This window comes from Pseudomonas sp. MN1F, assembly GCF_009391885.1.
Lineage (GTDB): Bacteria > Pseudomonadota > Gammaproteobacteria > Pseudomonadales > Pseudomonadaceae > Aquipseudomonas.
Map to the genome: position 1 here is coordinate 134,182 of NZ_VZII01000016.1, position 24,956 is coordinate 159,137.

Annotated in this window: 36 protein-coding genes and 1 pseudogene; 2 read left to right on the forward strand and 35 right to left on the reverse strand. The window is 58.9% G+C overall.

The window, feature by feature from the left end:
• Positions 1-6 precede the first annotated feature (6 nt).
• Both F6X59_RS11010 and F6X59_RS11015 read right to left on the reverse strand, forming a co-directional pair.
• The gene (locus F6X59_RS11010) at positions 7-792 is read right to left on the reverse strand and encodes a TSUP family transporter (protein ID WP_152956286.1); all 786 of its coding nucleotides are present in this window, start codon (positions 790-792) and stop codon (positions 7-9) included.
• A gap of 29 nt (positions 793-821) precedes the next feature.
• A complete protein-coding gene (locus F6X59_RS11015; RefSeq protein ID WP_152956287.1) occupies positions 822-1,847 on the reverse strand; it encodes a TauD/TfdA family dioxygenase in 1,026 nt (341 codons plus the stop codon).
• Between the two features lie 425 nt (positions 1,848-2,272).
• Between F6X59_RS11015 and F6X59_RS11020 the strand changes: the two genes are divergently transcribed.
• Entirely contained in the window at positions 2,273-3,673 is a 1,401-nt protein-coding gene (locus tag F6X59_RS11020; RefSeq protein WP_152956288.1) for a PLP-dependent aminotransferase family protein, read from the forward strand.
• Positions 3,674-3,765: 92 nt separating this feature from the next.
• On the opposite strand, the gene F6X59_RS11025 is transcribed toward F6X59_RS11020, so the two are convergent.
• Together F6X59_RS11025 and F6X59_RS11030 are read right to left on the reverse strand one after the other, a co-directional pair.
• Complete coding sequence (locus F6X59_RS11025) at positions 3,766-4,314, reverse strand: single-stranded DNA-binding protein (protein ID WP_103448767.1); 549 nt, start codon at positions 4,312-4,314, stop codon at positions 3,766-3,768.
• 9 nt (positions 4,315-4,323) lie between these two features.
• Positions 4,324-5,718, reverse strand: a complete 1,395-nt coding sequence (locus tag F6X59_RS11030; RefSeq protein WP_152956289.1) for an MFS transporter — start codon at positions 5,716-5,718, stop codon at positions 4,324-4,326.
• A gap of 129 nt (positions 5,719-5,847) precedes the next feature.
• On the opposite strand from F6X59_RS11030, the gene uvrA reads away from it, so the two are divergent.
• Positions 5,848-8,682, forward strand: a complete 2,835-nt coding sequence (gene uvrA / locus F6X59_RS11035; RefSeq protein WP_372240354.1) for an excinuclease ABC subunit UvrA — start codon at positions 5,848-5,850, stop codon at positions 8,680-8,682.
• 72 nt (positions 8,683-8,754) lie between these two features.
• Here the strand turns inward: uvrA and bfr are convergent, their stop codons facing one another.
• The 31 genes and pseudogenes from bfr to F6X59_RS11190 form a co-directional block, all read right to left on the reverse strand.
• On the reverse strand, positions 8,755-9,219 hold the full coding sequence (bfr, locus tag F6X59_RS11040) for a bacterioferritin (RefSeq protein WP_003257116.1): 465 nt from the start codon (positions 9,217-9,219) through the stop codon (positions 8,755-8,757).
• A gap of 163 nt (positions 9,220-9,382) precedes the next feature.
• Complete coding sequence (locus tag F6X59_RS11045; protein ID WP_152956291.1) at positions 9,383-10,822, reverse strand: catalase; 1,440 nt, start codon at positions 10,820-10,822, stop codon at positions 9,383-9,385.
• 172 nt (positions 10,823-10,994) lie between these two features.
• Positions 10,995-11,381, reverse strand: a complete 387-nt coding sequence (gene rplQ, locus F6X59_RS11050; protein WP_003255451.1) for a 50S ribosomal protein L17 — start codon at positions 11,379-11,381, stop codon at positions 10,995-10,997.
• A gap of 42 nt (positions 11,382-11,423) precedes the next feature.
• Complete coding sequence (gene rpoA, locus F6X59_RS11055) at positions 11,424-12,425, reverse strand: DNA-directed RNA polymerase subunit alpha (RefSeq protein ID WP_003255452.1); 1,002 nt, start codon at positions 12,423-12,425, stop codon at positions 11,424-11,426.
• Between the two features lie 22 nt (positions 12,426-12,447).
• Positions 12,448-13,068: a 30S ribosomal protein S4 gene (gene rpsD / locus F6X59_RS11060; RefSeq protein WP_027917844.1), complete on the reverse strand. Its 621-nt coding sequence runs from the start codon at positions 13,066-13,068 to the stop codon at positions 12,448-12,450.
• A 15-nt stretch (positions 13,069-13,083) separates the two neighbouring features.
• Entirely contained in the window at positions 13,084-13,473 is a 390-nt protein-coding gene (gene rpsK, locus F6X59_RS11065; protein ID WP_003255454.1) for a 30S ribosomal protein S11, read from the reverse strand.
• A gap of 18 nt (positions 13,474-13,491) precedes the next feature.
• Positions 13,492-13,848: a 30S ribosomal protein S13 gene (rpsM, locus tag F6X59_RS11070; RefSeq protein ID WP_003255457.1), complete on the reverse strand. Its 357-nt coding sequence runs from the start codon at positions 13,846-13,848 to the stop codon at positions 13,492-13,494.
• A gap of 131 nt (positions 13,849-13,979) precedes the next feature.
• Complete coding sequence (rpmJ, locus tag F6X59_RS11075) at positions 13,980-14,096, reverse strand: 50S ribosomal protein L36 (RefSeq protein WP_002555468.1); 117 nt, start codon at positions 14,094-14,096, stop codon at positions 13,980-13,982.
• Positions 14,097-14,124: 28 nt separating this feature from the next.
• Positions 14,125-15,456: a preprotein translocase subunit SecY gene (gene secY, locus F6X59_RS11080; protein ID WP_016393394.1), complete on the reverse strand. Its 1,332-nt coding sequence runs from the start codon at positions 15,454-15,456 to the stop codon at positions 14,125-14,127.
• Entirely contained in the window at positions 15,457-15,891 is a 435-nt protein-coding gene (rplO, locus tag F6X59_RS11085; protein WP_003255461.1) for a 50S ribosomal protein L15, read from the reverse strand.
• A 3-nt stretch (positions 15,892-15,894) separates the two neighbouring features.
• Positions 15,895-16,071 carry a 50S ribosomal protein L30 gene (gene rpmD, locus F6X59_RS11090; RefSeq protein WP_003255463.1) on the reverse strand — a complete coding sequence of 59 codons (177 nt, stop codon included), beginning with the start codon at positions 16,069-16,071 and terminating at the stop codon, positions 15,895-15,897.
• Positions 16,072-16,073: 2 nt separating this feature from the next.
• Entirely contained in the window at positions 16,074-16,574 is a 501-nt protein-coding gene (gene rpsE, locus F6X59_RS11095; RefSeq protein ID WP_003255465.1) for a 30S ribosomal protein S5, read from the reverse strand.
• A gap of 3 nt (positions 16,575-16,577) precedes the next feature.
• The gene (rplR, locus tag F6X59_RS11100; protein WP_003255467.1) at positions 16,578-16,928 is read right to left on the reverse strand and encodes a 50S ribosomal protein L18; all 351 of its coding nucleotides are present in this window, start codon (positions 16,926-16,928) and stop codon (positions 16,578-16,580) included.
• A 10-nt stretch (positions 16,929-16,938) separates the two neighbouring features.
• Positions 16,939-17,472: a 50S ribosomal protein L6 gene (gene rplF / locus F6X59_RS11105; RefSeq protein ID WP_054887033.1), complete on the reverse strand. Its 534-nt coding sequence runs from the start codon at positions 17,470-17,472 to the stop codon at positions 16,939-16,941.
• Between the two features lie 12 nt (positions 17,473-17,484).
• Positions 17,485-17,877, reverse strand: a complete 393-nt coding sequence (gene rpsH / locus F6X59_RS11110) for a 30S ribosomal protein S8 (protein ID WP_019097628.1) — start codon at positions 17,875-17,877, stop codon at positions 17,485-17,487.
• A gap of 209 nt (positions 17,878-18,086) precedes the next feature.
• On the reverse strand, positions 18,087-18,392 hold the full coding sequence (gene rpsN / locus F6X59_RS11115; protein WP_012316516.1) for a 30S ribosomal protein S14: 306 nt from the start codon (positions 18,390-18,392) through the stop codon (positions 18,087-18,089).
• Positions 18,393-18,405: 13 nt separating this feature from the next.
• The gene (gene rplE, locus F6X59_RS11120; RefSeq protein WP_003255474.1) at positions 18,406-18,945 is read right to left on the reverse strand and encodes a 50S ribosomal protein L5; all 540 of its coding nucleotides are present in this window, start codon (positions 18,943-18,945) and stop codon (positions 18,406-18,408) included.
• A gap of 20 nt (positions 18,946-18,965) precedes the next feature.
• On the reverse strand, positions 18,966-19,280 hold the full coding sequence (gene rplX / locus F6X59_RS11125) for a 50S ribosomal protein L24 (RefSeq protein WP_003255476.1): 315 nt from the start codon (positions 19,278-19,280) through the stop codon (positions 18,966-18,968).
• An 11-nt stretch (positions 19,281-19,291) separates the two neighbouring features.
• Positions 19,292-19,660, reverse strand: coding sequence for a 50S ribosomal protein L14 (gene rplN / locus F6X59_RS11130; RefSeq protein WP_008089810.1), 369 nt, complete (start codon positions 19,658-19,660; stop codon positions 19,292-19,294).
• 23 nt (positions 19,661-19,683) lie between these two features.
• Positions 19,684-19,950, reverse strand: coding sequence for a 30S ribosomal protein S17 (rpsQ, locus tag F6X59_RS11135; protein WP_008089812.1), 267 nt, complete (start codon positions 19,948-19,950; stop codon positions 19,684-19,686).
• 2 nt (positions 19,951-19,952) lie between these two features.
• Positions 19,953-20,144 carry a 50S ribosomal protein L29 gene (rpmC, locus tag F6X59_RS11140; RefSeq protein ID WP_002555481.1) on the reverse strand — a complete coding sequence of 64 codons (192 nt, stop codon included), beginning with the start codon at positions 20,142-20,144 and terminating at the stop codon, positions 19,953-19,955.
• Positions 20,144-20,557 carry a 50S ribosomal protein L16 gene (gene rplP / locus F6X59_RS11145; RefSeq protein ID WP_003255479.1) on the reverse strand — a complete coding sequence of 138 codons (414 nt, stop codon included), beginning with the start codon at positions 20,555-20,557 and terminating at the stop codon, positions 20,144-20,146. Before rplP ends, rpmC begins: the two co-directional genes overlap by 1 nt.
• Positions 20,558-20,569: 12 nt before the next feature.
• The gene (gene rpsC / locus F6X59_RS11150; RefSeq protein WP_003255481.1) at positions 20,570-21,256 is read right to left on the reverse strand and encodes a 30S ribosomal protein S3; all 687 of its coding nucleotides are present in this window, start codon (positions 21,254-21,256) and stop codon (positions 20,570-20,572) included.
• A 13-nt stretch (positions 21,257-21,269) separates the two neighbouring features.
• Positions 21,270-21,602 carry a 50S ribosomal protein L22 gene (rplV, locus tag F6X59_RS11155; protein ID WP_003103908.1) on the reverse strand — a complete coding sequence of 111 codons (333 nt, stop codon included), beginning with the start codon at positions 21,600-21,602 and terminating at the stop codon, positions 21,270-21,272.
• Positions 21,603-21,613: 11 nt separating this feature from the next.
• Positions 21,614-21,889 carry a 30S ribosomal protein S19 gene (rpsS, locus tag F6X59_RS11160; protein WP_003255482.1) on the reverse strand — a complete coding sequence of 92 codons (276 nt, stop codon included), beginning with the start codon at positions 21,887-21,889 and terminating at the stop codon, positions 21,614-21,616.
• Positions 21,890-21,905: 16 nt separating this feature from the next.
• Complete coding sequence (gene rplB, locus F6X59_RS11165) at positions 21,906-22,730, reverse strand: 50S ribosomal protein L2 (protein WP_003255483.1); 825 nt, start codon at positions 22,728-22,730, stop codon at positions 21,906-21,908.
• A 14-nt stretch (positions 22,731-22,744) separates the two neighbouring features.
• On the reverse strand, positions 22,745-23,044 hold the full coding sequence (gene rplW, locus F6X59_RS11170; RefSeq protein ID WP_003255484.1) for a 50S ribosomal protein L23: 300 nt from the start codon (positions 23,042-23,044) through the stop codon (positions 22,745-22,747).
• A complete protein-coding gene (rplD, locus tag F6X59_RS11175) occupies positions 23,041-23,643 on the reverse strand; it encodes a 50S ribosomal protein L4 (protein WP_027917846.1) in 603 nt (200 codons plus the stop codon). Before rplD ends, rplW begins: the two co-directional genes overlap by 4 nt.
• Positions 23,644-23,655: 12 nt before the next feature.
• Positions 23,656-24,291 carry a 50S ribosomal protein L3 gene (gene rplC, locus F6X59_RS11180; RefSeq protein WP_027917847.1) on the reverse strand — a complete coding sequence of 212 codons (636 nt, stop codon included), beginning with the start codon at positions 24,289-24,291 and terminating at the stop codon, positions 23,656-23,658.
• Positions 24,292-24,371: 80 nt separating this feature from the next.
• Positions 24,372-24,683, reverse strand: coding sequence for a 30S ribosomal protein S10 (rpsJ, locus tag F6X59_RS11185; protein WP_003186070.1), 312 nt, complete (start codon positions 24,681-24,683; stop codon positions 24,372-24,374).
• Positions 24,684-24,825: 142 nt separating this feature from the next.
• Positions 24,826-24,956: pseudogene (locus F6X59_RS11190) on the reverse strand (elongation factor Tu); the annotation flags it as partial.

Genomic DNA, 24,956 nt, shown 5'->3' on the forward strand with positions numbered 1-24,956 from the left:
GAGGTGTCAGGCCAGGTACTTCACACCCAGGCTGGTAAACAGGCAGAGCATCGAGAACACCAACGCCTTGCGCACCACTTCATTGCCTTTGCGCAGGGCCAGGGCGCTGCCCAGGTGGTTGCCGAGGATGTTGCAGGCCACCAGCGGTAGCGCCAGCAGGTAAACGACCTTGCCCGCCATGACGAACGCCACCAGGGCGCCGATGTTCGAGGCGAAGTTGAACGTCTTGGAGTTGGCGGAGCTGGAGACCAGGTCCATGCGCAGCAGGTAGTGGAACGCGATGATGAACATGCTGCCGGTGCCGGGGCCGAAGAAGCCGTCGTAGAAGCCAATGGCCAGGCAGGTCAGCGGAACCACGGTATACAGCATGCGCGGCGACAGCTCGCGCTCCTCCACCGGGCGGTCCTTGGGGGTGAGGAAGATGAGGATGCCGAACGGGATCAGCGCCAGGATGATCTTGCCTACGGTTTCCTGGGGGATCGACACGATCAGGTGCGCGCCCAGGTAAGCCCCGAGCAATGAAAACGGCACCCCGACCAGCGCCACCTGCCAGACCATCTTGCTGTTGGCCAGGAAGTTGCGGATGGCCGCAAGGGTACCCAGGGTGCTGACCAGCTTCTCCTGCCCCAAGGCAACCTGCGGTGGCATGCCCACCAACAGAAAGCCCGGCACCAGGAACAGCCCGCCCCCACCGGCGATGCTGTCGACAAAGCCTGCAACGAATGCGATAGCGCCCAGCATCAGGATCGCCAGTAACCAGTGTTCCGCCCAGAAGGCGCCTAACAGTTCCATATCGGTACGTCCGTCGAGTCAGTAAGAAATCAGGAGAGCACTTCGTAAAGGTTGTCGGCCCGGGCGAAATGCACGCGGTTCAGGTCATTGACCGCGAACAGGCGCAGCAGCCAGCGGTCGGCGCCATCGTTCTGTGGCTCGAAACCATCGCGGGCATGCAGCACACGCTGGTTCTTGAAGACCATGAAGTCGCCCGGCAGCAGCAGGTGCGGCTCATCGAAGCGACGGGTTTCCAGCACGCTGCGCAGGCTGGCCAGCGCCTGCTCGGCCCGCAGGTTGAGACCGTGGGTGTTCTCGCTGTCGAAACGGCACAACCACTCACCAGCATGGCCACGCACCAGGACCGGGAGTTCGGCGGTGCAACGGCGGTTACCGCTAAAGGAGTCCGGCCGGCGGATCTCGAACTGTGGCAGACACAGTTCGCGCACGGTGGTCGCGGGCAGTGCCGCGACCACGGCATCGAGGCTGACCAGTGTGGTACTGATGCGCGGGTCGCAGCGCATGCCGAAGAACGACAGGTACTCCGGGCAGCACGAAGCGACGCCAAGGGGCTCGGAGGACAGCGGCAGGTCCGGGTTGTCGACGTGATAGGAGAAGCGCAGCCGCGAGCCATGGGAGCTCTTGTGGCTGGATGAATGGCGCGACGGAATGACATGGCGGAACAGCCGGCCATCGTTTTCGCCCTCGTAAACCACCGGGTTGATCCCCATCAGGCTCTGCATGGTCAGGCTGACCAGGCACGCAATTGGCGTGCTGCGCGGGCTGAGCACGCCGGAGTAAGGCGTGGGCGGGACATCACGGTCACGCGGGCAATTGCGCACGATCATGCTGGTCAGGTACGGATCCGCGACAAAGCCACGGATCTGTTGGCACAGCGCCTTGCCCAGGACGTCCTGTGCCTGGTCCTTGAGCTGTGGATAGAGTTCCTTGCTTGTCTCGAAGTCAAGCGGTGTGTTGTTCAGCAGGGTTTGCCAGGCGCTGGAGATGACCCAGGGCAGACGGATCTCCAGTGAGGCTTGAAGCTCGGCGCCTTGATGCAGGTGTGCACTTTCCATTTGCAGTGATATTCCATGTTGCTGGCCTGAGGCCAGTCGGTGTCGGCGGCAGATGTTTATGTTTTATGAAGCCGGTCACAGCGGGACGATTGAGCGACAGAAGCCGGGGAAAGGCCAGCGCATTGAATCGACGCAATCATTGTAATTACAAAAATAACATCGACTCAATGTCTTTTATCTTGCGTACAGAGAGACGATTGCATTGATCAGATCAAGCCATTGATTTCAAAAGGTTTCTGATTTTTCAACGTGCGACTGTCGGAGCCCAAGCAGCTTGAGCTCCGGTAAGCGTCGCATCTCGAAGCCTGCGACCAGAAGATCGATGCGATTCAATCGAGGTAATTTACGTGTAAGAAAACACAATTACTTCCATCAGACCATTCGTGCTAGGCTTCCGCGTTCTCGCAGATTCTGGTGCCATTTCTATGTGGGTTCCTCACTACAGCGACCTGGCGCAGCCGGTCTACCTGATGATCGCCGACGCCCTGGAACAGGACATCGGCAGCGGCCGGCTGGTGGCTGGCGAACGCTTGCCAACCCTCAAGGACCTGGCCGAGTCACTGGACGTGACGCCCGGCACCATCGGCCGAGCCTATGACGAAGCCGCCAAGCGCGGCCTGGTGGTGGGCGAAGTCGGGCGCGGGACTTTCGTGCTGCCGCAGCGTCAGGCGCAGCCCCCTGCCCCGCCTGCGCCTGTGCGGCCCTTGGCCGTCAGCGCCGAGCGCGACAGCGGGCAGATCGACCTGTCGATCATCAAGCCCAATGACGCCCACATGACCGACTGGCTGCGCGGCGCCATCAACGAGCTGGCCGAGGCGCCCGACCTGGCCCAGGTGCTGGACTATGTCACCGAGGGCGGCCATGCGACGCACAAGCAGGCCGGCGCGGCCTGGATCAGGCGTTGGCTACCCGAAGCCCGCTGGCAGCAGGTGGTGCTGACGTCCGGCGCCCAGCATGGTTTGCTGGTGGCCATCAGCAGCCTGTCGAAGAGCGATGATGTGGTGCTGTGCGAGTCGTTCTGCTACCCAGGCATCATCTCCCTGGCCCACAGCATGGGCCGTCGCTTGCGTGGCGTGGCCGTGGACGAGTTCGGCCTGATTCCCGAGGCCCTGCGTGCGGCATGCCTGCAACATCGCCCTTCGCTGCTGGTTTGCGTCACGACGCACCAGAACCCGACCAACTCGATCATGCCCCACGCGCGGCGCGAGGCCATTGCGCAAATCGCTCGCGAGTTCGACCTGTTCATCGTCGATGACGACATCTACGGCTTTCTCGAACCCGCCCCGGATTACCAGCCGCTTGCCGCCTATGCCCCTGAGCGCTCGGTTTACCTCACCAGCCTGTCCAAAAGCGTGCTGCCGGCGCTGCGCATCGGCTACCTGTACGCCCCGCCGCAAACCCTCTCGCGGCTGTCGTCGATGGTCCGCAGCAGCGTCTGGATGCCATCGCCGCTGATGGCCCAGCTGGCCAGCAACCTGATCAACAGTGGCATGGCCGACCAGTTGGTGCAGGTGCAGCGCGAGGAGGCCGCTGCCCGCCAGCATATGGCGTGCGAGATCCTCGGCAAGTACAAGATCCGCAGCCAACCCAACAGCTTCCACATCTGGCTGGAGCTGCCCGAGCCCTGGACCAGCGACGAGTTCGCCAATCTGGCGCGCAACAATGGCGTCACGGTGGTCAGTGGCAGCCAGTTCCTGCCCGAGCGCAGCCACGCCACATGTGGGGTGCGCATTGCCTTGATGGCCCCCAGCCGCCAGGAGCTGGGCTTTGCCCTGACCAAACTGGCGAGCCTGCTGGATTCGCCAGAGCCACGGCTGTTTTATTGAATTGACCCTACGAGCGTTGAGACGGCAGGCATAAAAAAACCCAGGGCAAATGCCCTGGGTTTTTTGTTCCAGCCAGACGCCAGACCGTTCAATCAGAACGGAATATCATCATCGAAGCTGTCAAAGTCAGCCGCTGGCTGCGGTGCTGGCTGCTGCGGCGCCGGGCGCTGTTGCTGCTGCGGGCGCTGAGCCTGCTGGCGTGGCGGAGCCTGGTTGTACTGTTGCTGCTGACCGCCACCCTGGTTGTAGTTGCCGCCACCCTGATTGTACGGGTCACCGCCCTGCTGCTGGCCCTGCGGACGACCGCCGAGCAGCTGCATGGTGCCGTTGATGTCGACGATGATCTCGGTGGTGTAACGCTTGATGCCGTCCTTTTCCCACTCGCGGGTCTGCAGCTTGCCTTCGATGTAGCACTGCGAGCCTTTGCGCAGGTATTCGCCGGCAATTTCGGCGACCTTGCCGAACAGCGACACACGGTGCCACTCGGTACGCTCGACCTTCTGGCCCGACTGCTTGTCGGTCCACTGCTCGCTGGTAGCCAGGCTCAGGTTGGTCACGGCGTTACCGTTGGGCAGGTAGCGGACTTCGGGATCCTGGCCACAGGTGCCGACCAGAATGACTTTGTTAACCCCACGGGCCATAACGTTCTCCTAGGCTTCGCACGCCGAAGAGGCTGGATTCACCAGTCGCTCGAGGGTCGCACGGTCCAAAATTTTCGTATCCAGTTTGATATAGATGGCGGCTTCATCTGCCACCACCACGGCGTCGGTCACACCCGGCACGGCCATCAGGCGCTCGGTCAAGCCGGCTTCCCGAACTGCCTCTGGCGTCAGCGGCATGCGCAAACTGGTCACATACGGCGGCTCGTTCATGCGCAAGGCGACGACCAACCAGATGGCACACAGGATTGCGCAACCAAGGAACACCATGTTCAGCCCACCGTGCTGGAACAGCCAGCCACCGAGGATTCCTCCCAGGGCGGCGCCGAGGAACTGGCTGGTGGAGTACACCCCCATCGCCGTCCCCTTGCCACCAGCAGGCGACACCTTGCTCACCAGCGAAGGCAACGAAGCCTCCAGCAGGTTGAATGCGGTAAAGAATACCACGGTGCCAATCACCAGTCCGCGCAAACCGTCAGCCCACTGCCAGAAGAACACTTCCGTCAGCAGCAGCACACTGACCGCACCGGCCAACACACGTTTCATCTTGCGCTTTTTTTCGCCGTAGATGATGAACGGGATCATTGCAAAAAATGAGATCAGCAGCGCGGTCAGGTACACCCACCAGTGCTGTTCCTTGGGCAGGCCGCCGCGTTCGACGAATGCCAGAGGCAGCGCGACGAAGCTGGCCATGAGGATGGCGTGGAGGATGAAAATGCCCGCATCCAGGCGCAGAAGGTCCGGATGACGCAGGGTCGGGCCGAGCGCCTGGCGCGCCACACCCGACTCGCGGTGCTGCAAGGTGCTGTGTGTATTGGGGACGACGAAGGCAATCAGCAGGATGCCGACCAGGGCAAGTCCTGCGGTGGCCAGGAACAATCCTGACAAGCCGAAGTGGCTCGTGAGCAATGGGCCGATAACCATGGCCACGGCGAACGACAAGCCGATGCTCATGCCGATCATTGCCATCGCTTTGGTCCGGTGCTGCTCGCGGGTCAGGTCCGAGAGCAAAGCCATGACTGCCGCGGAAATCGCCCCTGCACCCTGCAGGATACGCCCGGCGATTACCCCCCAGATGGAGTCTGCCTGGGCCGCCAACAGGCTGCCCAGGGCGAAGACCACCAGCCCCAGGTAGATGACCGGGCGGCGGCCAATGCGGTCGGAAATCATCCCGAACGGGATCTGCAACACTGCCTGGGTCAGGCCATAGGCGCCAATGGCCAGGCCGATCAGCGCGGGCGTGGCGCCGGCCAGGTCCATGCCGTAGGTGGCCAGCACCGGCAAGACCATGAACATGCCCAGCATACGAAAGGCAAAGACCAGGGCCAGGCCGCTAGCAGCGCGGGTTTCGCCGCTGCTCATGCGCTCGTTGTGGGTGTCGTGCATGGATAAACCTCGTGTGAACCGGCGGCGATTCTATCAGTCCGACAGCTTGACGGCATCTACGCGACGCTTTGCCGCGTACTGGCAGCGCGCCGTATACTTCCTTGTTTATGCCCGCCAAGCGAGGCCGCAGTGGACAAGATCCTGATTCGTGGGGCGCGTACCCACAACCTGAAGAACATCGACCTGACCCTGCCGCGGGACAAGCTGATCGTGATCACCGGCCTGTCCGGATCCGGCAAGTCGTCCCTGGCGTTCGACACCCTCTACGCCGAGGGCCAGCGCCGCTACGTGGAATCGCTCTCGGCCTATGCCCGGCAATTCCTGTCGATGATGGAAAAGCCCGACGTCGACACCATCGAAGGCCTGTCGCCGGCCATTTCCATCGAGCAGAAGTCGACGTCGCACAACCCCCGCTCCACGGTGGGCACCATCACCGAAATCTACGATTACCTGCGCCTGCTGTATGCCCGCGTGGGTACGCCACGCTGCCCGGACCACGACATTCCGCTGGAAGCGCAAACGATCAGCCAGATGGTCGACCTGGTGCTGGAACGCCCGGAAGGCAGCAAGCTGATGCTGCTGGCCCCGGTGGTGCGCGAGCGCAAGGGCGAACACCTGGCGGTGTTCGACGAGCTGCGCGCACAGGGCTTCGTCCGTGCACGGGTCAACGGCAAGCTGTATGAGCTGGACGAACTGCCCAAGCTGGACAAGCAGAAAAAGCACAGCATCGACGTAGTGGTGGACCGTTTCAAGGTCCGCGCCGACCTGCAGCAGCGCCTGGCCGAGTCGTTCGAGACCGCGCTGAAGCTGGCCGACGGCATCGCCCTGGTGGCGCCCATGGACGACGAGCCAGGTGAAGAGATGATCTTCTCGGCACGCTTCGCCTGCCCGCTGTGCGGCCACGCGATCAGCGAACTGGAACCGAAGCTGTTCTCCTTCAACAACCCGGCCGGCGCCTGCCCGACCTGCGACGGCCTGGGCGTGAAGCAGTTCTTCGACACCAAGCGCCTGGTCAACAGCGAGCTGACCCTGGCCGAAGGTGCGATTCGCGGCTGGGACCGGCGCAACGTTTACTACTTCCAGATGCTTGGCTCGCTGGCCGCGCATTATGGCTTCAGCCTGGAGGAGCCGTTCGGCCAACTGTCAGCCGAGCACCAGAAGGTGATCCTGCAGGGCAGCGGCAAGCAGAGCGTCGACTTCAAGTACCTCAACGACCGTGGCGATATCGTCAAGCGCTCGCATCCGTTCGAAGGCATCGTGCCGAACCTGGAGCGCCGCTACCGCGAAACCGAGTCGGCCACCGTGCGTGAAGAGCTGGCCAAATTCCTCGGCACCCAGCCCTGCCCGGACTGCCGTGGCACCCGCCTGCGCCGCGAAGCCCGCCATGTGTGGGTTGGCGAGAAGACCCTGCCGGCGGTGACCAACCTGCCGATTGGTGAAGCCAGCAACTACTTCGGTGACCTGACCCTGAGCGGCCGCCGCGGCGAGATCGCGGCGAAGATCCTCAAGGAGATCTGCGAGCGCCTGCAGTTCCTGGTCAACGTCGGCCTCGACTACCTGACCCTCGACCGCAGTGCCGATACGCTGTCTGGCGGTGAAGCCCAGCGTATCCGCCTGGCCAGCCAGATCGGTGCCGGCCTGGTCGGGGTGATGTACATCCTTGATGAGCCGTCCATCGGTCTTCATCAACGGGACAACGACCGCCTGCTAGCCACCCTCAACCACCTGCGCGACCTGGGTAACACCGTGATCGTGGTAGAACACGACGAGGACGCCATCCGCCTGGCCGACTACGTGGTGGACATCGGCCCGGGTGCCGGTGTGCACGGTGGCCAGATTGTCGCCGAGGGTTCGCCGCAGGAGGTCATGGACCACCCTGATTCGCTGACCGGCAAGTACTTGTCCGGGCGCAAGAAGATCGTCGTGCCGGCCCAGCGCACCCCGCGCGACAAGAAGCTGCAGCTCAAGCTCAAAGGCGCGCGCGGCAACAACCTGCAGAACGTCGACCTGGAAATCCCGATCGGCCTGCTGACCTGCGTGACCGGCGTGTCCGGCTCGGGCAAGTCGACGCTGATCAACAACACCCTGTTCCCGCTCGCCGCCACTGCCCTCAACGGCGCGAGCAGCCTGGAGGCCGCGCCGCACAGCAGCATGGACGGCCTGCAGCATCTGGACAAGGTGGTGGACATCGACCAGAGCCCGATCGGCCGCACGCCGCGCTCGAACCCGGCGACCTACACCGGCATCTTCACGCCGATTCGCGAGCTGTTCTCCGGCGTGCCGGAATCGCGCTCGCGCGGCTACGGCCCGGGGCGCTTCTCGTTCAACGTCAAGGGCGGCCGGTGCGAGGCTTGCCAGGGCGACGGCCTGATCAAGGTCGAGATGCACTTCCTGCCGGACATCTACGTGCCGTGCGACGTGTGCAAGAGCAAGCGCTACAACCGCGAAACCCTGGAGATCAAGTACAAGGGCAAGAACATCCACGAGGTGCTGGAAATGACCATCGAGGATGCCCGCGAGTTCTTCGATGCGGTACCGGCGCTGGCGCGCAAGCTGCAGACGCTGATGGACGTGGGGCTTTCGTACATCAAGCTGGGGCAGTCGGCGACCACGCTATCTGGTGGTGAGGCGCAACGGGTGAAGCTGTCCCGTGAGCTGTCCAAACGCGACACCGGCAAGACCTTGTACATCCTCGACGAGCCGACCACCGGCCTGCACTTCGCCGACATCCAGCAACTGCTGGACGTGCTGCATCGCCTGCGTGACCACGGCAACACCGTGGTGGTGATCGAGCACAACCTGGATGTAATCAAGACCGCCGACTGGCTGGTGGACCTGGGGCCGGAAGGCGGATCCAAGGGTGGGCAGATCATCGCCTGTGGTACGCCGGAAGAACTGACCAAGATGAAGCAGTCGTATACCGGGCATTACCTCAAGCCACTGCTGGAGCGTGACCGGGCCTGACAGTTGCCGGTGACATGAAAAAACCCCTGGTACCGTTGGTGCCAGGGGCTTTTTCGTGAAGCTGTGGATAACTTACATCTGCGACTGCAGGTAGTTCTCCAGGCCGATGGCCTTGATCAGGCCCTGCTGCTTCTCCAGCCAGTAGGTGTGATCTTCTTCGGTGTCAGCCAGCTGCGCGCGCAGGATGTCGCGGCTGATGTAGTCCTTGTGCAACTCGCACAGCTCAATGCCTTTGCACAGCGCGCCACGCACCTTGTACTCCAGCTTGAGATCGGCCTCGATCATTTCCGGCACGGTGCTGCCCACTTCGAGGTCGTCCGCGCGCATGTCGGGAGTGCCTTCGAGCATCAGGATACGGCGCATCAGGGCATCAGCGTGCTGGGTCTCTTCTTCCATCTCGTGGTTGATACGCTCGTAGAGCTTGGACAAGCCCCAGTCTTCGTACATACGCGAGTGGATGAAGTACTGGTCGCGTGCGGCCAGTTCGCCCTTCAGCAACGTGACGAGGTAGTTGATTACGTCCGGGTGACCTTGCATCGCCCTGATTCTCCCTGTGAAAACGACTAATGCACATAGTGTGAACCAGCTTTTGCACGAGGTCACTGAAAACCGCGCAATTAGAAGCAAAAAATCGGTTAAACAGTAGTGATATTCATTGAAAAACCGCCCAAATGAGGGCGGTTCTACTTATCACTTCGACTTAAGCGAGATTCACGCCCAATGCCTTGGCGATACCTTCGCCGTAGGCTGGGTCGGCCTTGAAGAAGTACTGCAACTGACGCTGGATCACATCGTCGCTCACGCCCGCCATGGTGCCGGCAATGTTGCTGATCAGCAGAGTCTTCTGTTCATCACTCATCAGGCGGAACAACGCCCCGGCGTGGCTGTAGTAGTCGTTGTCATCGCGGTGGTCGTGGCGGTCCGCCGCGCCGCTGAGAGCCAATGCGGGTTCAGCATGGCGTGGCGACTGCTTTGGCGCATCGGCGTAGCTGTTGGGCTCATAGTTCGGCGCACTGCCGTAGCTGCCCATGGCCATCGAACCGTCACGCTGGTAGCTGTTTACCGGGCTGCGCGGGGCGTTTACCGGCAGCTGCTGGTGGTTGGTGCCCACACGGTAGCGATGTGCATCGGCGTAAGCGAATACGCGCCCCTGCAACATGCGGTCAGGCGACAGGCCGACACCCGGAACCATGTTGCTCGGGCCGAACGCAGCCTGCTCCACTTCAGCGAAGTAGTTGAGCGGGTTGCGGTTGAGCTCCAGCACACCGACTTCGATCAGCGGGTAGTCCTTCTGCGACCAGGTTTTGGTCACATCGAACGGGTTCTCATCGCGGTTGGCCGCCTCGGCCTCACTCATTACCTGGATGCATACGGTCCAGCGCGGGAAGTCGCCACGCTCGATGGCCTCGAACAGGTCCCGCTGGGCGTAGTCCGGGTCGGTACCGGCCAGGCGGGCTGCGTCAGCCGGGGCCAGGTTCTTGATGCCTTGTTGGGTCTTGAAGTGCCATTTGACCCAGGTGCGCCCGCCTTGGGCATTGATCAGGCTGTAGGTGTGGCTACCGAAGCCGTGCATGTGCCGGTAGCCGTCCGGGATACCACGGTCGGAGAACAGGATGGTGACCTGGTGCAGTGCTTCAGGCGAGTGCGACCAGAAGTCCCACATCATCTGAGCGTTCTTCAGGTTGGTTTGCGGGTGGCGCTTCTGGGTGTGGATAAAGTCCGGGAACTTGAGCGGGTCGCGGATGAAGAACACCGGCGTGTTGTTGCCAACGATGTCCCAGTTGCCTTCCTCGGTGTAGAACTTCACCGCAAAGCCACGAGGGTCGCGCTCGGTATCCGCCGAGCCGCGCTCGCCACCGACCGTCGAGAAGCGCAGGAAAGTCTCGGTCTGCTTGCCGATCTGTTCGAACAGCTTGGCGCTGGTGTACGAGGTGATATCGCGGGTGACGGTAAAGGTGCCGTAGGCTCCGGAGCCTTTGGCGTGTACACGGCGCTCGGGGATGTTCTCGCGGTTGAAGTGGGCGAGCTTCTCGATCAGGTGGAAGTCGTCGAGCAGCAGCGGGCCGCGCGGGCCAGCGGAACGGGAATTCTGGTTGTCGGCTACAGGTGCACCGCTGGCGGTGGTGAGAATCTTGCTCATGGGCTCTCCTTATCGGTCTTCGAGTGCCGACTAAACGGCTTGAGAAGGAGTATCGACGAGCGGTAGTTTCAGAACAAATTCATTACATAACTTGTATCAATAGAAATAAACAATACAAGCAGACACAAAAAACCGGGCACTAGGCCCGGTTCTTTGTAGCAGACAGAACGTCTTACTCAGCAGCTTCTACAGCACCGCCGACCGGACGATCAACCAGCTCGACGTACGCCATAGGCGCGTTGTCGCCAGCGCGGAAACCGCACTTCAGGATGCGCAGGTAGCCGCCCTGACGGGTGGCGTAACGCTTGCCCAGGTCGTTGAACAGTTTGCCAACAGCGGACTTCGAACGGGTACGGTCGAAGGCCAGACGACGGTTAGCAACGCTGTCTTCCTTGGCCAGGGTGATCAGCGGCTCGGCAACGCGGCGCAGTTCCTTGGCTTTCGGCAGGGTGGTTTTGATCAGCTCGTGCTCGATCAGCGACACTGCCATGTTCTGGAACATAGCCTTGCGGTGAGAGCTGGTACGGCTCAGGTGACGTCCACTTTTACGATGACGCATGATTCATTCCTTACCAAACACTACGTTCGGTGATTACGACGATCAGGCGGTCGCCTTGTCGTCTTTCTTAAGACTTGCAGGCGGCCAGTTGTCGAGGCGCATGCCGAGAGACAGACCACGAGAGGCCAGGACGTCCTTGATTTCGGTCAGGGACTTCTTGCCCAGGTTAGGAGTCTTCAACAGCTCTACTTCGGTACGCTGAATCAGGTCGCCGATGTAGTAGATGTTCTCCGCCTTGAGGCAGTTGGCCGAACGTACAGTCAGTTCCAGGTCGTCAACCGGGCGCAGCAGGATCGGATCGATCTCGTCTTCCTGCTCGACTACGACAGGCTCGCTGTCACCTTTGAGGTCGACGAACGCGGCCAGCTGCTGTTGCAGGATGGTCGCAGCGCGGCGGATAGCCTCTTCAGGATCCAGGGTGCCGTTGGTTTCCAGATCAATGACCAGCTTGTCCAGGTTGGTACGCTGTTCAACACGGGCGTTTTCGACCACATAGGCGATACGACGCACCGGGCTAAACGAAGCGTCCAGCTGCAGACGGCCAATGCTCCGGCTTTCGTCTTCGTCGGTTTGACGGGAGTCAGCCGGCTCGTAACCGCGACCACGAGCTACGGTGAGCTTCATGTTCAGGGCGCCGTTGGACGCCAGGTTCGCGATTACGTGATCGGGGTTGACGATCTCGACATCGTGATCCAGCTGAATATCGGCAGCGGTAACCACCCCCGAACCCTTTTTCGACAAGGTCAGCGTAACTTCGTCACGACCGTGCAGTTTGATAGCCAGGCCTTTCAGGTTCAACAGGATTTCAATTACGTCTTCCTGAACACCTTCGATCGCGGAGTACTCATGGAGTACGCCATCGATCTCGGCCTCGACTACTGCACAGCCAGGCATGGAGGACAACAGGATGCGGCGCAGCGCGTTGCCCAGGGTATGGCCGAAACCACGCTCGAGAGGCTCGAGCGTAATCTTGGCGCGGGTCGGACTGACTACCTGCACATCAATATGGCGGGGAGTCAGGAACTCATTTACCGAAATCTGCATGGATGCACCTATTTTCTAGCCCTTACTTGGAGTAGAGCTCGACAATCAGGTTTTCGTTGATGTCGGCAGACAGATCGCCACGAGCTGGAACGTTCTTGAAAACGCCCGACTTCTTAGCGGAATCTACGTCTACCCACTCAACGCGGCCACGCTGGGCGCACAGTTCAAGGGCTTGAACAATGCGCAGCTGGTTCAGCGACTTCTCGCGAACCGCGACCACGTCACCCGGACGAACTTGGTAGGATGGAATGTTTACAGTCTTACCGTTGACGCTGATCGCTTTGTGCGAAACCAGCTGACGGGACTCGGAACGAGTCGAGCCGAAGCCCATACGGTAAACGACGTTATCCAGACGGCACTCGAGCAGTTGCAGCAGGTTCTCACCGGTTGCGCCTTTTTTCGAGGCAGCAGCTTGGTAGTAACCGCGGAACTGACGCTCCAGAACACCGTAGATACGACGGACTTTTTGTTTCTCGCGCAGCTGGGTACCGTAGTCGGACTGACGGCCACGGCGCTGGCCGTGGATACCTGGGGCTGCTTCGATGTTGCACTTCGATTCCAGAGCGCGAACGCCGCTCTTCAGGAACAGGTCGGTGCCTTCACGACGAGACAGTTTGCATTTTGGACCAATGTAACGTGCCATTCTTCTGTCTCCTGATTACACGCGACGCTTCTTCGGCGGACGGCACCCGTTATGCGGGATTGGCGTCACGTCGGTGATGCTGGCGATCTTGTAGCCGCAGCTGTTCAATGCACGAACGGCGGATTCACGACCTGGACCTGGACCCTTGACGTTGACGTCGAGGTTCTTCAGACCATATTCCAGCGCAGCTTGACCAGCACGCTCAGCAGCAATCTGGGCTGCGAACGGGGTGGATTTGCGCGAACCACGGAAACCCGAACCACCGGAGGTAGCCCACGACAGAGCATTGCCCTGACGGTCGGTGATGGTCACGATGGTGTTGTTGAAAGACGCATGGATGTGGGCGATGCCATCAACCACTGTCTTTTTGACTTTCTTACGAGGACGAGCAGCAGGTTTTGCCATGTCTATATTCCCGGGCGGTTACTTGCGGATCGGCTTACGCGGGCCCTTACGGGTGCGTGCGTTGGTCTTGGTGCGCTGACCGCGAACCGGCAGACCTTTACGATGACGCAGGCCACGGTAGCAGCCCAGGTCCATCAAGCGTTTGATCTTCATGTTGATGTCACGACGCAGGTCACCTTCGGTGGTGAACTTCGCGACTTCGCCACGCAGGGTTTCGATTTGCTCGTCGCTCAGATCCTTGATCTTTGCGGCTGGGTTGACACCAGCGTCTGCACAGATCTTCTGCGCAGTTGTGCGACCGACACCATAGATGTAGGTCAGCGAGATAACAGTATGCTTGTTATCTGGAATGTTGACGCCTGCAATACGGGCCATTCAGTGGGACTCCAATTGACAGCTACCTACGCCCCGGAAGCCAAGAAATAGGGCGCGAGATAATATCGCTGTAGAAACGAATAATCAACCCAGCAGCACACTAGCTGCTGGGTTTGAAGCGCAGATCACACTCAGCCTTGGCGCTGTTTGTGACGCGGTTCCGCGCTGCAGATCACTCGTACGACGCCTTCGCGACGGATGATCTTGCAGTTACGGCACAGCTTTTTCACCGATGCACGAACTTTCATTACCGACTCCTCGAACCTTAGGGGCGTATCAGCGCAGCAGACCGCTGCCGCCGTAGCCTTTCAGGTTGGCTTTCTTCATCAGGGATTCGTACTGGTGCGAAACGAGGTGCGATTGTACTTGGGACATGAAGTCCATCACAACCACTACCACAATCAGCAACGAGGTCCCGCCAAGGTAGAACGGCACATTTGCTGCCACCACCAGGAACTGGGGCAGAAGGCAGACGGCCATCATGTAAAGAGCACCGAACATGGTCAAACGAGTCAGAACGCCATCAATGTAGCGCGCAGACTGCTCACCAGGACGGATACCCGGAATAAAGGCACCGGACTTCTTCAGGTTTTCCGCTACGTCTTTCGGGTTAAACATCAACGCTGTGTAGAAGAAGCAGAAGAAAATGATCCCTGCACTAAACAGCAGAATGTTCAACGGCTGACCAGGAGCGATCGACTGCGAGATGTCCTGCAGCCAGCCCATACCTTCGGACTGACCGAACCAGGCACCCAGCGAAGCCGGGAACAGCAGAATGCTGCTCGCGAAAATGGCCGGGATAACCCCCGCCATGTTCACCTTCAGCGGCAAGTGGCTGGTCTGCGCGGCAAAGACCTTGCGGCCCTGCTGACGCTTGGCGTAGTGAACGGCGATACGACGCTGACCACGCTCAATGAACACCACGAAACCGATGATCGCTACTGCAAGCAAACCGATTGCGACCAGGGCGAAAATGTTGATATCGCCTGTGCGTGCAGACTCGAAAGACTGCCCGATTGCTCTCGGAAGACCGGCAACGATACCTGCGAAGATCAACATCGAGATACCGTTACCCACACCGCGCTCGGTGATCTGCTCGCCCAGCCACATCATGAACATCGCGCCTGCCACGAAGGTGGAGACGGCAACGACATAGAAGCCGAGACCTACAGAAAACGCCACGCCCTGGTTGGCCAGGCCAATGGACATGCCAATGGCTTGAACCAGTGCCAGGATAACGGTGCCGTAGCGGGTGTACTGGCTGATCTTGCGACGGCCAGCTTCACCTTCCTTCTTCAACTGCTCCAGTTGCGGGCTGACCGCCGTCATCAGCTGCATGATGATCGATGCCGAGATGTACGGCATGATCCCCAGTGCAAAGATGCTCATGCGCTCAAGCGCGCCACCGGAAAACATGTTGAACAAGCTAAGAATGGTCCCCTCATTCTGCCGAAACAGATCCGCCAGACGGTCTGGATTGATGCCAGGAACCGGGATATGCGCACCTATCCGATAGACGATGATCGCCATGAACAGAAAGCGCAGACGAGCCCAGAGTTCCGACATCCCGCCCTTACCGAGCGAAGAGAGAGCACCTTGCTTAGCCATTTATTCCTCGAATTTGCCGCCAGCTGCTTCGATAGCCGCACGCGCACCCTTGGTGGCTGCGATGCCCTTGATGGTGACTGCGCGAGTAACTTCGCCAGACAGCATGATTTTCACACGCTGAATGTGCTGGTTGATCACGTTGGCATCCTTCAGGGACTGCACGGAGATCACGTCGCCTTCCACTTTGGCCAGCTCGGACAGACGCACTTCAGCGCGGTCCATGGCTTTCAGGGAAACGAAGCCGAACTTCGGCAGACGACGGTGCAGCGGCTGTTGACCGCCTTCGAAGCCAGGAGCGATCGAACCACCGGAACGGGAGGTCTGACCCTTGTGGCCACGGCCGCCGGTCTTACCCAGACCGCTACCGATACCACGACCTGGACGATGCTTCTCGCGACGGGAACCCGGCGCTGGACTCAGATCATTGAGTTTCATCGATTAGCCCTCGACCTTCAGCATGTAGTAAGCCTTGTTGATCATCCCGCGGTTCTCGGGAGTATCCTGGACTTCTACAGTGTGACCGATGCGACGCAGACCCAGACCTTTAACGCACAGTTTGTGGTTAGGCAGGCGGCCCGAGACGCTCTTGATCAGCGTTACTTTTACGGTTGCCATGATTAGAAGATCTCCTCAACGCTCTTGCCGCGCTTGGCAGCAATGGACTCAGGAGATTGCATGGCTTTCAGACCCTTGAAGGTGGCGTAAACCACGTTCACTGGGTTGGTCGAACCGTAGCACTTGGCCAGGACGTTCTGAACACCAGCAACTTCCAGGACGGCACGCATGGCGCCGCCGGCGATGATACCGGTACCTTCCGAGGCAGGCTGCATGTAAACCTTCGAGGCGCCGTGGGCAGCCTTGGTGGCGTACTGCAGGGTGGTGCCCTTCAGGTCAACCTGGATCATGTTGCGACGAGCAGCTTCCATGGCTTTCTGGATCGCAGCAGGTACTTCGCGCGATTTGCCACGGCCGAAACCAACGCGACCCTTGCCATCACCAACCACGGTCAGCGCGGTGAAGGTGAAGATACGGCCGCCTTTAACGGTTTTGGCTACGCGGTTAACTTGAACCAGCTTCTCGATGTAGCCTTCGTCGCGCTTTTGATCGTTATTTGCCATAACTTAGAACTCCAGCCCGCCTTCACGAGCAGCATCAGCCAGCGCTTTGACGCGGCCATGGTACTTGAAGCCGGAACGGTCAAAGGCAACTTGAGATACACCGGCGGCTTTCGCACGCTCAGCTACCAGCTTGCCAACCTTAGTGGCCGCGTCGATGTTGCCAGTGGCGCCATCACGCAGGTCTTTGTCCAAGGTCGAGGCGCTTGCCAGAACCTTGCTGCCGTCGGCCGAAATGACCTGGGCGTAGATGTGCTGCGAGGAGCGGAACACGCACAGGCGCACGACTTCGAGTTCGTGCATCTTGAGACGTGCTTTGCGAGCGCGACGCAGTCGAATAACTTTTTTGTCGGTCATTTGCTAGGCCCTACTTCTTCTTGGCTTCTTTACGACGGACTGCTTCGTCCGCGTAACGCACACCCTTGCCTTTGTAAGGCTCTGGCGGACGGAACCCGCGGATTTCAGCGGCCACCTGACCTACCAGCTGCTTGTCGATACCCTTGATCAGGATGTCGGTCTGGCTAGGCGTTTCAGCGGTGATGCCGGCTGGCAGTTCGTAGTCCACTGGGTGAGAGAAGCCCAGGGCCAGGTTCAGGACGGTGCCTTTGGCCTGTGCCTTGTAACCAACACCGACCAGCTGGAGCTTACGCTCGAAGCCTTGGCTTACGCCTTGGACCATGTTGTTGACCAGAGCGCGGGTAGTACCGGCCATGGCACGAGCTTGCTGGTCACCATTGCGAGCGACGAAACGCAGCTCACCAGACTCTTCGGTAACTTCAACAGACGAGTGAACGTTCAGTTCGAGAGTGCCTTTGGCACCCTTCACCGAAAGCTGCTGGCCAGCGAATTTGACTTCGACACCAGATGGCAGCTTAACGGGGTTCTTAGCGACGCGAGACATGTCTATCCCCCCTTAGAACACTGTGCAGAGAACTTCGCCGCCGACACCGGCAGCGCGCGCAGCGCGATCAGTCATCACACCTTTGTTGGTGGAGACAATAGACACGCCCAGGCCGCCACGTACTTTCGGCAGCTCAGTGACGGACTTGTACTGGCGCAGGCCTGGACGGCTGGAGCGCTTCAGTTCCTCGATGACCGGACGACCTTCGAAGTACTTCAGTTCGATCGACAGGGAAGGCTTGGCTTCACCAGTAACCTGGTAGCCAGCGATGTAACCTTCGTCCTTCAGAACTTTGGCAACCGCAACCTTCAGAGTGGAGGAAGGCATGCTTACGACGGACTTTTCAGCCATCTGGGCATTACGGATGCGAGTTAGCATGTCCGCTAACGGGTCCTGCATACTCATGGGCTAGATGCTCCTGATACAAGAAATATTAGCCTTGCGGCTATCACAACCACCCGAACGGGCAGGGTAAAAAACCCAGGCTCGGGTGAGCCGGTCATTCTAGACATAAGGCAGAAACGAAACAAGCCCCACGAGGGGGCTTGTTTGTTGGCGAGGTCACCGGCGGTCGGAAGATTGCTCCCCTCCCACCGGGATCACACCTGCAGCAATTACCAGGAGGCTTTGACCAGGCCTGGTACGTCACCGCGCATTGCAGCTTGACGCAGCATGTTACGGCCCAGGCCGAACTTACGGTATACACCGTGAGGACGACCGGTCAGGCGGCAACGGTTGCGCAGACGCGCAGCGCTGGCATCACGTGGCTGCTTCTGCAGAGCGACAACGGCAGCGAAACGCTCTTCTGGAGAGGCGTTAAGGTTGACGATGGTCGCTTTCAGCTCAGCACGCTTTTTGGCGAACTTGGCTACCGTGAGCTGACGCTTCAGCTCGCGGTTTTTCATGCTCTTCTTGGCCATTTTCCTACTCCAATCAGTTGCGGAACGGGAATTTGAATGCACGCAGCAGAGCGCGGCCTTCGTCATCCGAACGAGCAGTGGTGGTCAGGGTGATGTCCAAACCGCGCAGAGCATCGATCTTGTCGTAATCGATTTCCGGGAAGATGATCTGCTCTTTCACGCCCATGCTGTAGTTGCCACGACCGTCGAAGGACTTGGCATTCAGGCCGCGGAAGTCGCGAACCCGAGGCAGGGAGATCGCCAGCAGGCGGTCCAGGAATTCGTACATCTTGTCGCTACGCAGGGTCACCTTGACGCCGATCGGCCACCCTTCACGGACTTTGAAGCCCGCGATGGATTTACGAGCGAAAGTCACGACCGGCTTTTGACCGGTGATCTTTTCCAGGTCAGCAACAGCGTGCTCGATGACTTTCTTGTCGCCGATCGCTTCGCCCAGACCCATGTTCAGGGTGATCTTGGTAACGCGCGGAACTTCCATCACGTTCGACAGCTTAAGTTCTTCCTTAAGCTTAGGAGCGATTTCGTTCCGGTAAATCTCTTTCAGTCGTGCCATGGTCTTCTACCTAGCAGTGTTCAAGCATCAACCGCTTTTTGGGTCGACTTGAAGACACGAATTTTCTTACCGTCTTCTACTTTGAAACCAACGCGGTCAGCCTTGTTGGTTTCGCCGTTGAAGATGGCAACGTTGGAAGCGTGCAGAGGCGCTTCTTTTTCGACGATACCGCCCTGAACGCCCGCCATCGGGTTAGGCTTGGTATGACGCTTGACCAGGTTCACGCCACCGATAACCAGACGGTCATCAGCCAGAACCTTCAGCACCTTACCGCGCTTACCTTTGTCTTTGCCGGCGATCACGATGATCTCGTCGTCACGACGAATCTTTTGCATGTCGGATCTCCTTACAGCACTTCAGGGGCGAGCGAGACGATCTTCATGAACTTCTCAGTACGAAGTTCACGGGTCACTGGCCCGAAGATGCGAGTGCCGATCGGCTCTTGCTTGGTGTTCAGCAGAACAGCAGCGTTGCCGTCGAAACGAATGATGGAACCGTCAGCGCGACGTACACCGTGACGGGTACGGACGACAACAGCGGTCATCACCTGGCCTTTTTTGACCTTACCGCGCGGAATTGCTTCCTTGACGGTTACTTTGATGATGTCACCGATGCCGGCGTAACGGCGGTGCGAACCGCCGAGCACCTTGATGCACATGACGCGACGAGCGCCGCTGTTATCGGCCACATCGAGCATGGATTGAGTCTGAATCATAAAATTTCTCCGACCCCTAGCCCTTAGACTTCAACAGCGCGTTCGAGGACTTCAACCAGTGCCCAGGACTTGGTCTTGGCCAGCGGACGGGTTTCACGGATGGAAACCTTGTCGCCGATTTTGCACTGGTTGGATTCGTCGTGCGCGTGCAGCTTAGTCGAACGCTTAACGTATTTACCGTAGATCGGGTGCTTTACGCGACGCTCGATCAGAACGGTGATGGTCTTGTCCATTTTGTCGCTGACGACACGGCCAGTCAGCGTACGGACGGTTTTTTCAGCTTCAGCCATGATCACTTACCTGCCTGCTGGTTAAGCACAGTTTTCACGCGAGCGATGTCACGCTTAACTTGCGAGAGCAGGTGCGACTGCCCCAACTGGCCAGTTGCTTTCTGCATACGCAGATTGAACTGGTCGCGCAGCAAGCCGAGCAGTTGCTCATTCAGTTGCTGTGCAGATTTTTCACGAAGTTCATTCGCTTTCATCACATCACCGTCCGCTTAACAAAGGAGGTGGCGAGAGGCAGCTTTGCAGCAGCCAGGGCGAAAGCTTCGCGCGCCAGCTCTTCAGAAACACCCTCGATCTCGTACAGGACTTTGCCTGGCTGGATCTGGGCAACCCAGTATTCCACGGAGCCCTTACCTTTACCCATACGAACCTCGAGAGGCTTCTTGGAGATCGGCTTGTCCGGGAACACACGGATCCAGATCTTACCGCCACGCTTAACGTGACGGGTCAGCGCACGACGTGCGGACTCGATCTGGCGAGCGGTGAGGCGACCGCGAGCAACAGCTTTCAGGGCGAATTCGCCGAAGCTGACTTTGCTACCGCGCAGTGCCAGACCACGGTTGTGGCCAGTCATCTGCTTGCGGAATTTTGTACGCTTTGGTTGCAACATTTGGCGTACCCCTTACTTAGCAGCTTTTTTACGAGGCGCTGGTGCTTGTGGTTTCAGTTCTTCTTGGCGACCACCAATAACTTCGCCTTTGAAGATCCAAACCTTCACACCGATCACACCGTAAGTGGTGTGAGCTTCGTAGGTGTTGTAGTCGATATCGGCACGCAGGGTGTGCAGAGGCACACGACCTTCGCGATACCACTCGGTACGAGCAATCTCAGCACCGCCGAGACGACCGCTCACCTGGATCTTGATGCCCTTGGCACCAATACGCATGGCGTTCTGTACGGCGCGCTTCATGGCACGACGGAACATTACGCGGCGTTCCAGCTGCTGAGCTACGCTCTGCGCAACCAGCATAGCGTCGAGTTCCGGCTTGCGGATCTCTTCGATGTTGATGTGCACAGGCACACCCATCTGCTTGGTCAGGTCCTGACGCAGCTTCTCGACATCTTCACCTTTCTTCCCGATAACGATACCTGGACGAGCGGTGTGGATGGTGATGCGTGCAGTTTGAGCCGGACGATGAATATCGATACGGCTTACGGACGCGCTTTTTAGTTTGTCTTGGAGGTACTCACGCGTTTTCAGATCCTTCAACAGGTAATCTGCGTAAGTAGCACCGTCTGCGTACCAGACGGAGGTGTGCTCCTTGACGATTCCCAGGCGAATGCCAGTGGGATGTACTTTCTGACCCATCTGATCGACTCCGTTACTTGTCCGCAACCTTGACAGTGATATGGCAAGACCGCTTGACGATGCGATCAGCACGGCCTTTGGCACGTGGCATGATGCGCTTCAGCGAACGCCCTTCGTTGACGAAGACGGTGGAGACCTTCAGGTCATCAACGTCTGCGCCTTCGTTGTGTTCGGCGTTGGCTACGGCCGACTCGAGGACTTTCTTCATGATTTCAGCGGCTTTTTTGCTGCTGAAGGCCAACAGGTTGAGCGCTTCGCCCACCTTCTTCCCGCGGATCTGGTCGGCGACCAAGCGGGCTTTCTGGGCGGAGATGCGAGCGCCCGACAACTTAGCGGCTACTTCCATTTCCTTACCCCTTAACGCTTGGCTTTCTTGTCAGCCACGTGCCCGCGATAGGTGCGGGTACCGGCGAACTCGCCCAGTTTGTGGCCGACCATGTCTTCGTTCACGAGAACTGGGACATGCTGGCGACCGTTGTGAACCGCGATGGTCAGACCGACCATTTGTGGCAGGATCATCGAACGACGCGACCAGGTTTTAACTGGCTTGCGATCGTTCTTCTCCACCGCCACTTCGACCTTCTTCAACAGGTGAAGATCGATAAAAGGACCTTTTTTCAGAGAACGTGGCACTGTCGTATCCCTCTAGTTACTTGCGACGACGGACGATCATGTTGTCGGTACGCTTATTACCGCGGGTCTTCGCACCCTTGGTTGGGAAGCCCCATGGCGATACCGGATGACGACCACCGGAGGTACGACCTTCACCACCACCATGTGGGTGGTCAACCGGGTTCATGGCAACACCACGAACGGTTGGGCGAACGCCGCGCCAGCGTTTGGCACCAGCTTTACCCAGCGAACGCAGGCTGTGCTCGGAGTTCGAGACTTCGCCCAGGGTCGCACGGCACTCAGCCAGGACTTTACGCATTTCACCAGAGCGCAGACGCAGGGTCACGTAGACACCTTCGCGAGCGATCAGCTGAGCCGAAGCACCAGCGGAACGTGCGATCTGAGCACCTTTACCCGGCTTCAGTTCGATGCCGTGAATGGTGCTACCCACTGGAATGTTGCGCAGTTGCAGGGAGTTACCGGCCTTGATTGGGGCCAGGGCACCTGCGATCAGCTGGTCGCCAGCACTTACGCCTTTAGGGGCGATGATGTAGCGACGCTCACCGTCTGCGTAGCACAGCAGGGCGATGTGAGCAGTACGGTTTGGATCGTATTCGATACGCTCGACAGTGGCTGGGATGCCATCTTTGTCGTTGCGACGGAAGTCGACCAGACGGTAATGCTGCTTGTGACCACCACCAACGTGACGAGTGGTAATGCGGCCATTGTTGTTACGACCACCAGACTTCGATTTTTTCTCGATCAGCGGTGCGTGAGGAGCGCCTTTGTGCAGCTCCTTGTTGACCACCTTGACCACGAAACGGCGGCCAGGGGAAGTCGGTTTGCATTTAACGATTGCCATGATGCACCCCTTCCTTACTCAGCACTGCTGCTGAAATCGAGATCTTGGCCTGGCTGAAGGGAGACGATCGCCTTCTTCCAGTCATTACGCTTGCCCAGACCACGTGCGGTACGCTTGGTTTTACCCAGAACGTTAACAGTCGACACGTTTTCAACTTTTACGTTGAACAGGCCTTCGACAGCTTTCTTGATTTCCAGCTTGGTTGCATCGGTAGCAACCTTGAATACGAACTGGCCTTTTTTCTCAGCCAGAACGGTAGCCTTCTCGGAAACGTGCGGGCCAAGGAGGACTTTGAATACGCGTTCCTGGTTCATCCCAGCAGCTCCTCGAATTTCTTCACGGCCGAGACGGTGATCAACACCTTCTCGTATGCGATCAGACTGACCGGGTCGGAACCTTGAACGTCACGTACGTCGACGTGCGGCAGGTTGCGAGCAGCCAGGTACAGGTTCTGATCAACAGCGTCGGAAACGATCAGTACGTCGTTCAGACCCATGCCGTTCAGCTTGTTCAGCAGATCTTTGGTTTTCGGCGCTTCAACAGCGAAGTCCTGAACCACGACCAGACGGTCGCTACGCACCAGCTCAGCGAGGATGGAGCGCAGGGCTGCGCGGTACATCTTCTTGTTGAGCTTCTGCGAGTGATCTTGAGGACGAGCTGCGAAGGTTACACCACCGCCACGCCAGATCGGACCACGAGTGGTACCAGCACGAGCACGGCCAGTACCCTTCTGACGCCATGGGCGCTTACCGCCACCAGCCACGTCGGAACGGGTCTTCTGCTGCTTGGTGCCCTGACGGCCGCCGGCCATGTAGGCCACGACTGCTTGGTGTACCAGCGTCTCGTTGAATTCGCCACCGAAAGCCAGTTCGGAAACTTCGATCGCCTGAGCGTCATTTACATTAAGTTGCATGTCAGTATCCCCTTAACCGCGAGCCTTGACAGCTGGACGTACAACCACGTCGCCGCCAGTAGCGCCAGGAACGGCACCCTTGACGAGCAGCAGGTTGCGCTCAGCGTCTACGCGAACTACTTCCAGGGACTGAACAGTCACGCGCTCGGCGCCCATGTGACCGGACATTTTCTTGCCCTTGAACACACGACCAGGAGTCTGGCACTGGCCGATGGAACCTGGGACACGGTGCGACACGGAGTTACCGTGGGTGTTGTCCTGGCCACGGAAGTTCCAGCGCTTGATGGTACCGGCAAAGCCTTTACCTTTGGACTGACCAGTAACGTCAACCAGCTGGCCTGCAGTGAAGAGTTCAGCTTTGATCGAGTCGCCAGCCTGGAACTCGCCTTCTTCAAGACGGAACTCCCAGACACCGCGACCAGCGGCAACGTTGGCCTTGGCGAAGTGGCCTGCCTGAGCGGCAGTCACACGCGAAGCACGACGCTCGCCGACAGTGACTTGCACTGCACGGTAGCCATCGGTTTCTTCAGTTTTGAACTGGGTGACACGATTCGGCTCGATCTCAATGACCGTGACCGGAATGGAGACACCTTCTTCGGTGAAAATGCGGGTCATACCGCACTTGCGACCGATTACACCAATAGTCATGTTGTAAACCTCATGAGTGTACGGGGCTTTCACCCGCTATGGCCGCCCATTTCAGAGCGTTACACGACTAGACCGAAGTCTTAGCCGAGGCTGATCTGTACTTCCACACCTGCCGCCAGATCAAGCTTCATCAGCGCATCAACGGTTTTATCCGTTGGCTGGACGATGTCCAGAACGCGCTTATGAGTGCGAATCTCGTACTGGTCACGCGCGTCTTTGTTGACGTGCGGGGAGACCAGAACGGTGAAACGCTCTTTGCGGGTAGGCAGTGGAATTGGACCACGCACTTGTGCACCAGTACGTTTCGCGGTTTCCACGATTTCCTGGGTGGATTGGTCGATCAGGCGATGGTCGAAAGCCTTCAACCTGATTCGGATTTGCTGATTTTGCATTGGATTTCAGACTCCAGGCTGTTCCCAACGGACGCACTACGCCCGCTAAAAGGAGGCGTGATTCTATAGACGCCCCAATTTAGTGTCAACCCAATAAAAAAAACCCCCGCTGAGCGGGGGTTTTTTTCAATCGGTCGAGTGATTACTCGATGATTTTGGCTACGACGCCGGCGCCGACGGTACGACCGCCTTCACGGATAGCGAAGCGCAGACCGTCTTCCATTGCGATGGTCTTGATCAGGGTAACAGTCATCTGAATGTTGTCACCTGGCA

What these genes read in the sequence shown, in the direction of transcription:
- F6X59_RS11010 (WP_152956286.1), bottom strand. Translation starts at nt 792, where the DNA reads ATGGAACTGTTAGGCGCCTTCTGGGCGGAACACTGGTTACTGGCGATC.
- F6X59_RS11015 (WP_152956287.1), bottom strand. Translation starts at nt 1,847, where the DNA reads ATGGAAAGTGCACACCTGCATCAAGGCGCCGAGCTTCAAGCCTCACTG.
- F6X59_RS11020 (WP_152956288.1), top strand. Translation starts at nt 2,273, where the DNA reads ATGTGGGTTCCTCACTACAGCGACCTGGCGCAGCCGGTCTACCTGATG.
- F6X59_RS11025 (WP_103448767.1), bottom strand. Translation starts at nt 4,314, where the DNA reads ATGGCCCGTGGGGTTAACAAAGTCATTCTGGTCGGCACCTGTGGCCAG.
- F6X59_RS11030 (WP_152956289.1), bottom strand. Translation starts at nt 5,718, where the DNA reads ATGCACGACACCCACAACGAGCGCATGAGCAGCGGCGAAACCCGCGCT.
- bfr (WP_003257116.1), bottom strand. Translation starts at nt 9,219, where the DNA reads ATGCAAGGTCACCCGGACGTAATCAACTACCTCGTCACGTTGCTGAAG.
- F6X59_RS11045 (WP_152956291.1), bottom strand. Translation starts at nt 10,822, where the DNA reads ATGAGCAAGATTCTCACCACCGCCAGCGGTGCACCTGTAGCCGACAAC.
- rplQ (WP_003255451.1), bottom strand. Translation starts at nt 11,381, where the DNA reads ATGCGTCATCGTAAAAGTGGACGTCACCTGAGCCGTACCAGCTCTCAC.
- rpoA (WP_003255452.1), bottom strand. Translation starts at nt 12,425, where the DNA reads ATGCAGATTTCGGTAAATGAGTTCCTGACTCCCCGCCATATTGATGTG.
- rpsD (WP_027917844.1), bottom strand. Translation starts at nt 13,068, where the DNA reads ATGGCACGTTACATTGGTCCAAAATGCAAACTGTCTCGTCGTGAAGGC.
- rpsK (WP_003255454.1), bottom strand. Translation starts at nt 13,473, where the DNA reads ATGGCAAAACCTGCTGCTCGTCCTCGTAAGAAAGTCAAAAAGACAGTG.
- rpsM (WP_003255457.1), bottom strand. Translation starts at nt 13,848, where the DNA reads ATGGCCCGTATTGCAGGCGTCAACATTCCAGATAACAAGCATACTGTT.
- rpmJ (WP_002555468.1), bottom strand. Translation starts at nt 14,096, where the DNA reads ATGAAAGTTCGTGCATCGGTGAAAAAGCTGTGCCGTAACTGCAAGATC.
- secY (WP_016393394.1), bottom strand. Translation starts at nt 15,456, where the DNA reads ATGGCTAAGCAAGGTGCTCTCTCTTCGCTCGGTAAGGGCGGGATGTCG.
- rplO (WP_003255461.1), bottom strand. Translation starts at nt 15,891, where the DNA reads ATGAAACTCAATGATCTGAGTCCAGCGCCGGGTTCCCGTCGCGAGAAG.
- rpmD (WP_003255463.1), bottom strand. Translation starts at nt 16,071, where the DNA reads ATGGCAACCGTAAAAGTAACGCTGATCAAGAGCGTCTCGGGCCGCCTG.
- rpsE (WP_003255465.1), bottom strand. Translation starts at nt 16,574, where the DNA reads ATGGCAAATAACGATCAAAAGCGCGACGAAGGCTACATCGAGAAGCTG.
- rplR (WP_003255467.1), bottom strand. Translation starts at nt 16,928, where the DNA reads ATGACCGACAAAAAAGTTATTCGACTGCGTCGCGCTCGCAAAGCACGT.
- rplF (WP_054887033.1), bottom strand. Translation starts at nt 17,472, where the DNA reads ATGTCTCGCGTCGCTAAGAACCCCGTTAAGCTGCCATCTGGTGTCGAA.
- rpsH (WP_019097628.1), bottom strand. Translation starts at nt 17,877, where the DNA reads ATGAGTATGCAGGACCCGTTAGCGGACATGCTAACTCGCATCCGTAAT.
- rpsN (WP_012316516.1), bottom strand. Translation starts at nt 18,392, where the DNA reads ATGGCCAAGAAGAGCATGAAAAACCGCGAGCTGAAGCGTCAGCTCACG.
- rplE (WP_003255474.1), bottom strand. Translation starts at nt 18,945, where the DNA reads ATGGCACGACTGAAAGAGATTTACCGGAACGAAATCGCTCCTAAGCTT.
- rplX (WP_003255476.1), bottom strand. Translation starts at nt 19,280, where the DNA reads ATGCAAAAGATTCGTCGTGACGACGAGATCATCGTGATCGCCGGCAAA.
- rplN (WP_008089810.1), bottom strand. Translation starts at nt 19,660, where the DNA reads ATGATTCAGACTCAATCCATGCTCGATGTGGCCGATAACAGCGGCGCT.
- rpsQ (WP_008089812.1), bottom strand. Translation starts at nt 19,950, where the DNA reads ATGGCTGAAGCTGAAAAAACCGTCCGTACGCTGACTGGCCGTGTCGTC.
- rpmC (WP_002555481.1), bottom strand. Translation starts at nt 20,144, where the DNA reads ATGAAAGCGAATGAACTTCGTGAAAAATCTGCACAGCAACTGAATGAG.
- rplP (WP_003255479.1), bottom strand. Translation starts at nt 20,557, where the DNA reads ATGTTGCAACCAAAGCGTACAAAATTCCGCAAGCAGATGACTGGCCAC.
- rpsC (WP_003255481.1), bottom strand. Translation starts at nt 21,256, where the DNA reads ATGGGTCAGAAAGTACATCCCACTGGCATTCGCCTGGGAATCGTCAAG.
- rplV (WP_003103908.1), bottom strand. Translation starts at nt 21,602, where the DNA reads ATGGAAGTAGCCGCTAAGTTGTCGGGCGCTCGCATCTCCGCCCAGAAA.
- rplB (WP_003255483.1), bottom strand. Translation starts at nt 22,730, where the DNA reads ATGGCAATCGTTAAATGCAAACCGACTTCCCCTGGCCGCCGTTTCGTG.
- rplW (WP_003255484.1), bottom strand. Translation starts at nt 23,044, where the DNA reads ATGAACCAGGAACGCGTATTCAAAGTCCTCCTTGGCCCGCACGTTTCC.
- rplD (WP_027917846.1), bottom strand. Translation starts at nt 23,643, where the DNA reads ATGCAACTTAATGTAAATGACGCTCAGGCGATCGAAGTTTCCGAACTG.
- rplC (WP_027917847.1), bottom strand. Translation starts at nt 24,291, where the DNA reads ATGACTATTGGTGTAATCGGTCGCAAGTGCGGTATGACCCGCATTTTC.
- rpsJ (WP_003186070.1), bottom strand. Translation starts at nt 24,683, where the DNA reads ATGCAAAATCAGCAAATCCGAATCAGGTTGAAGGCTTTCGACCATCGC.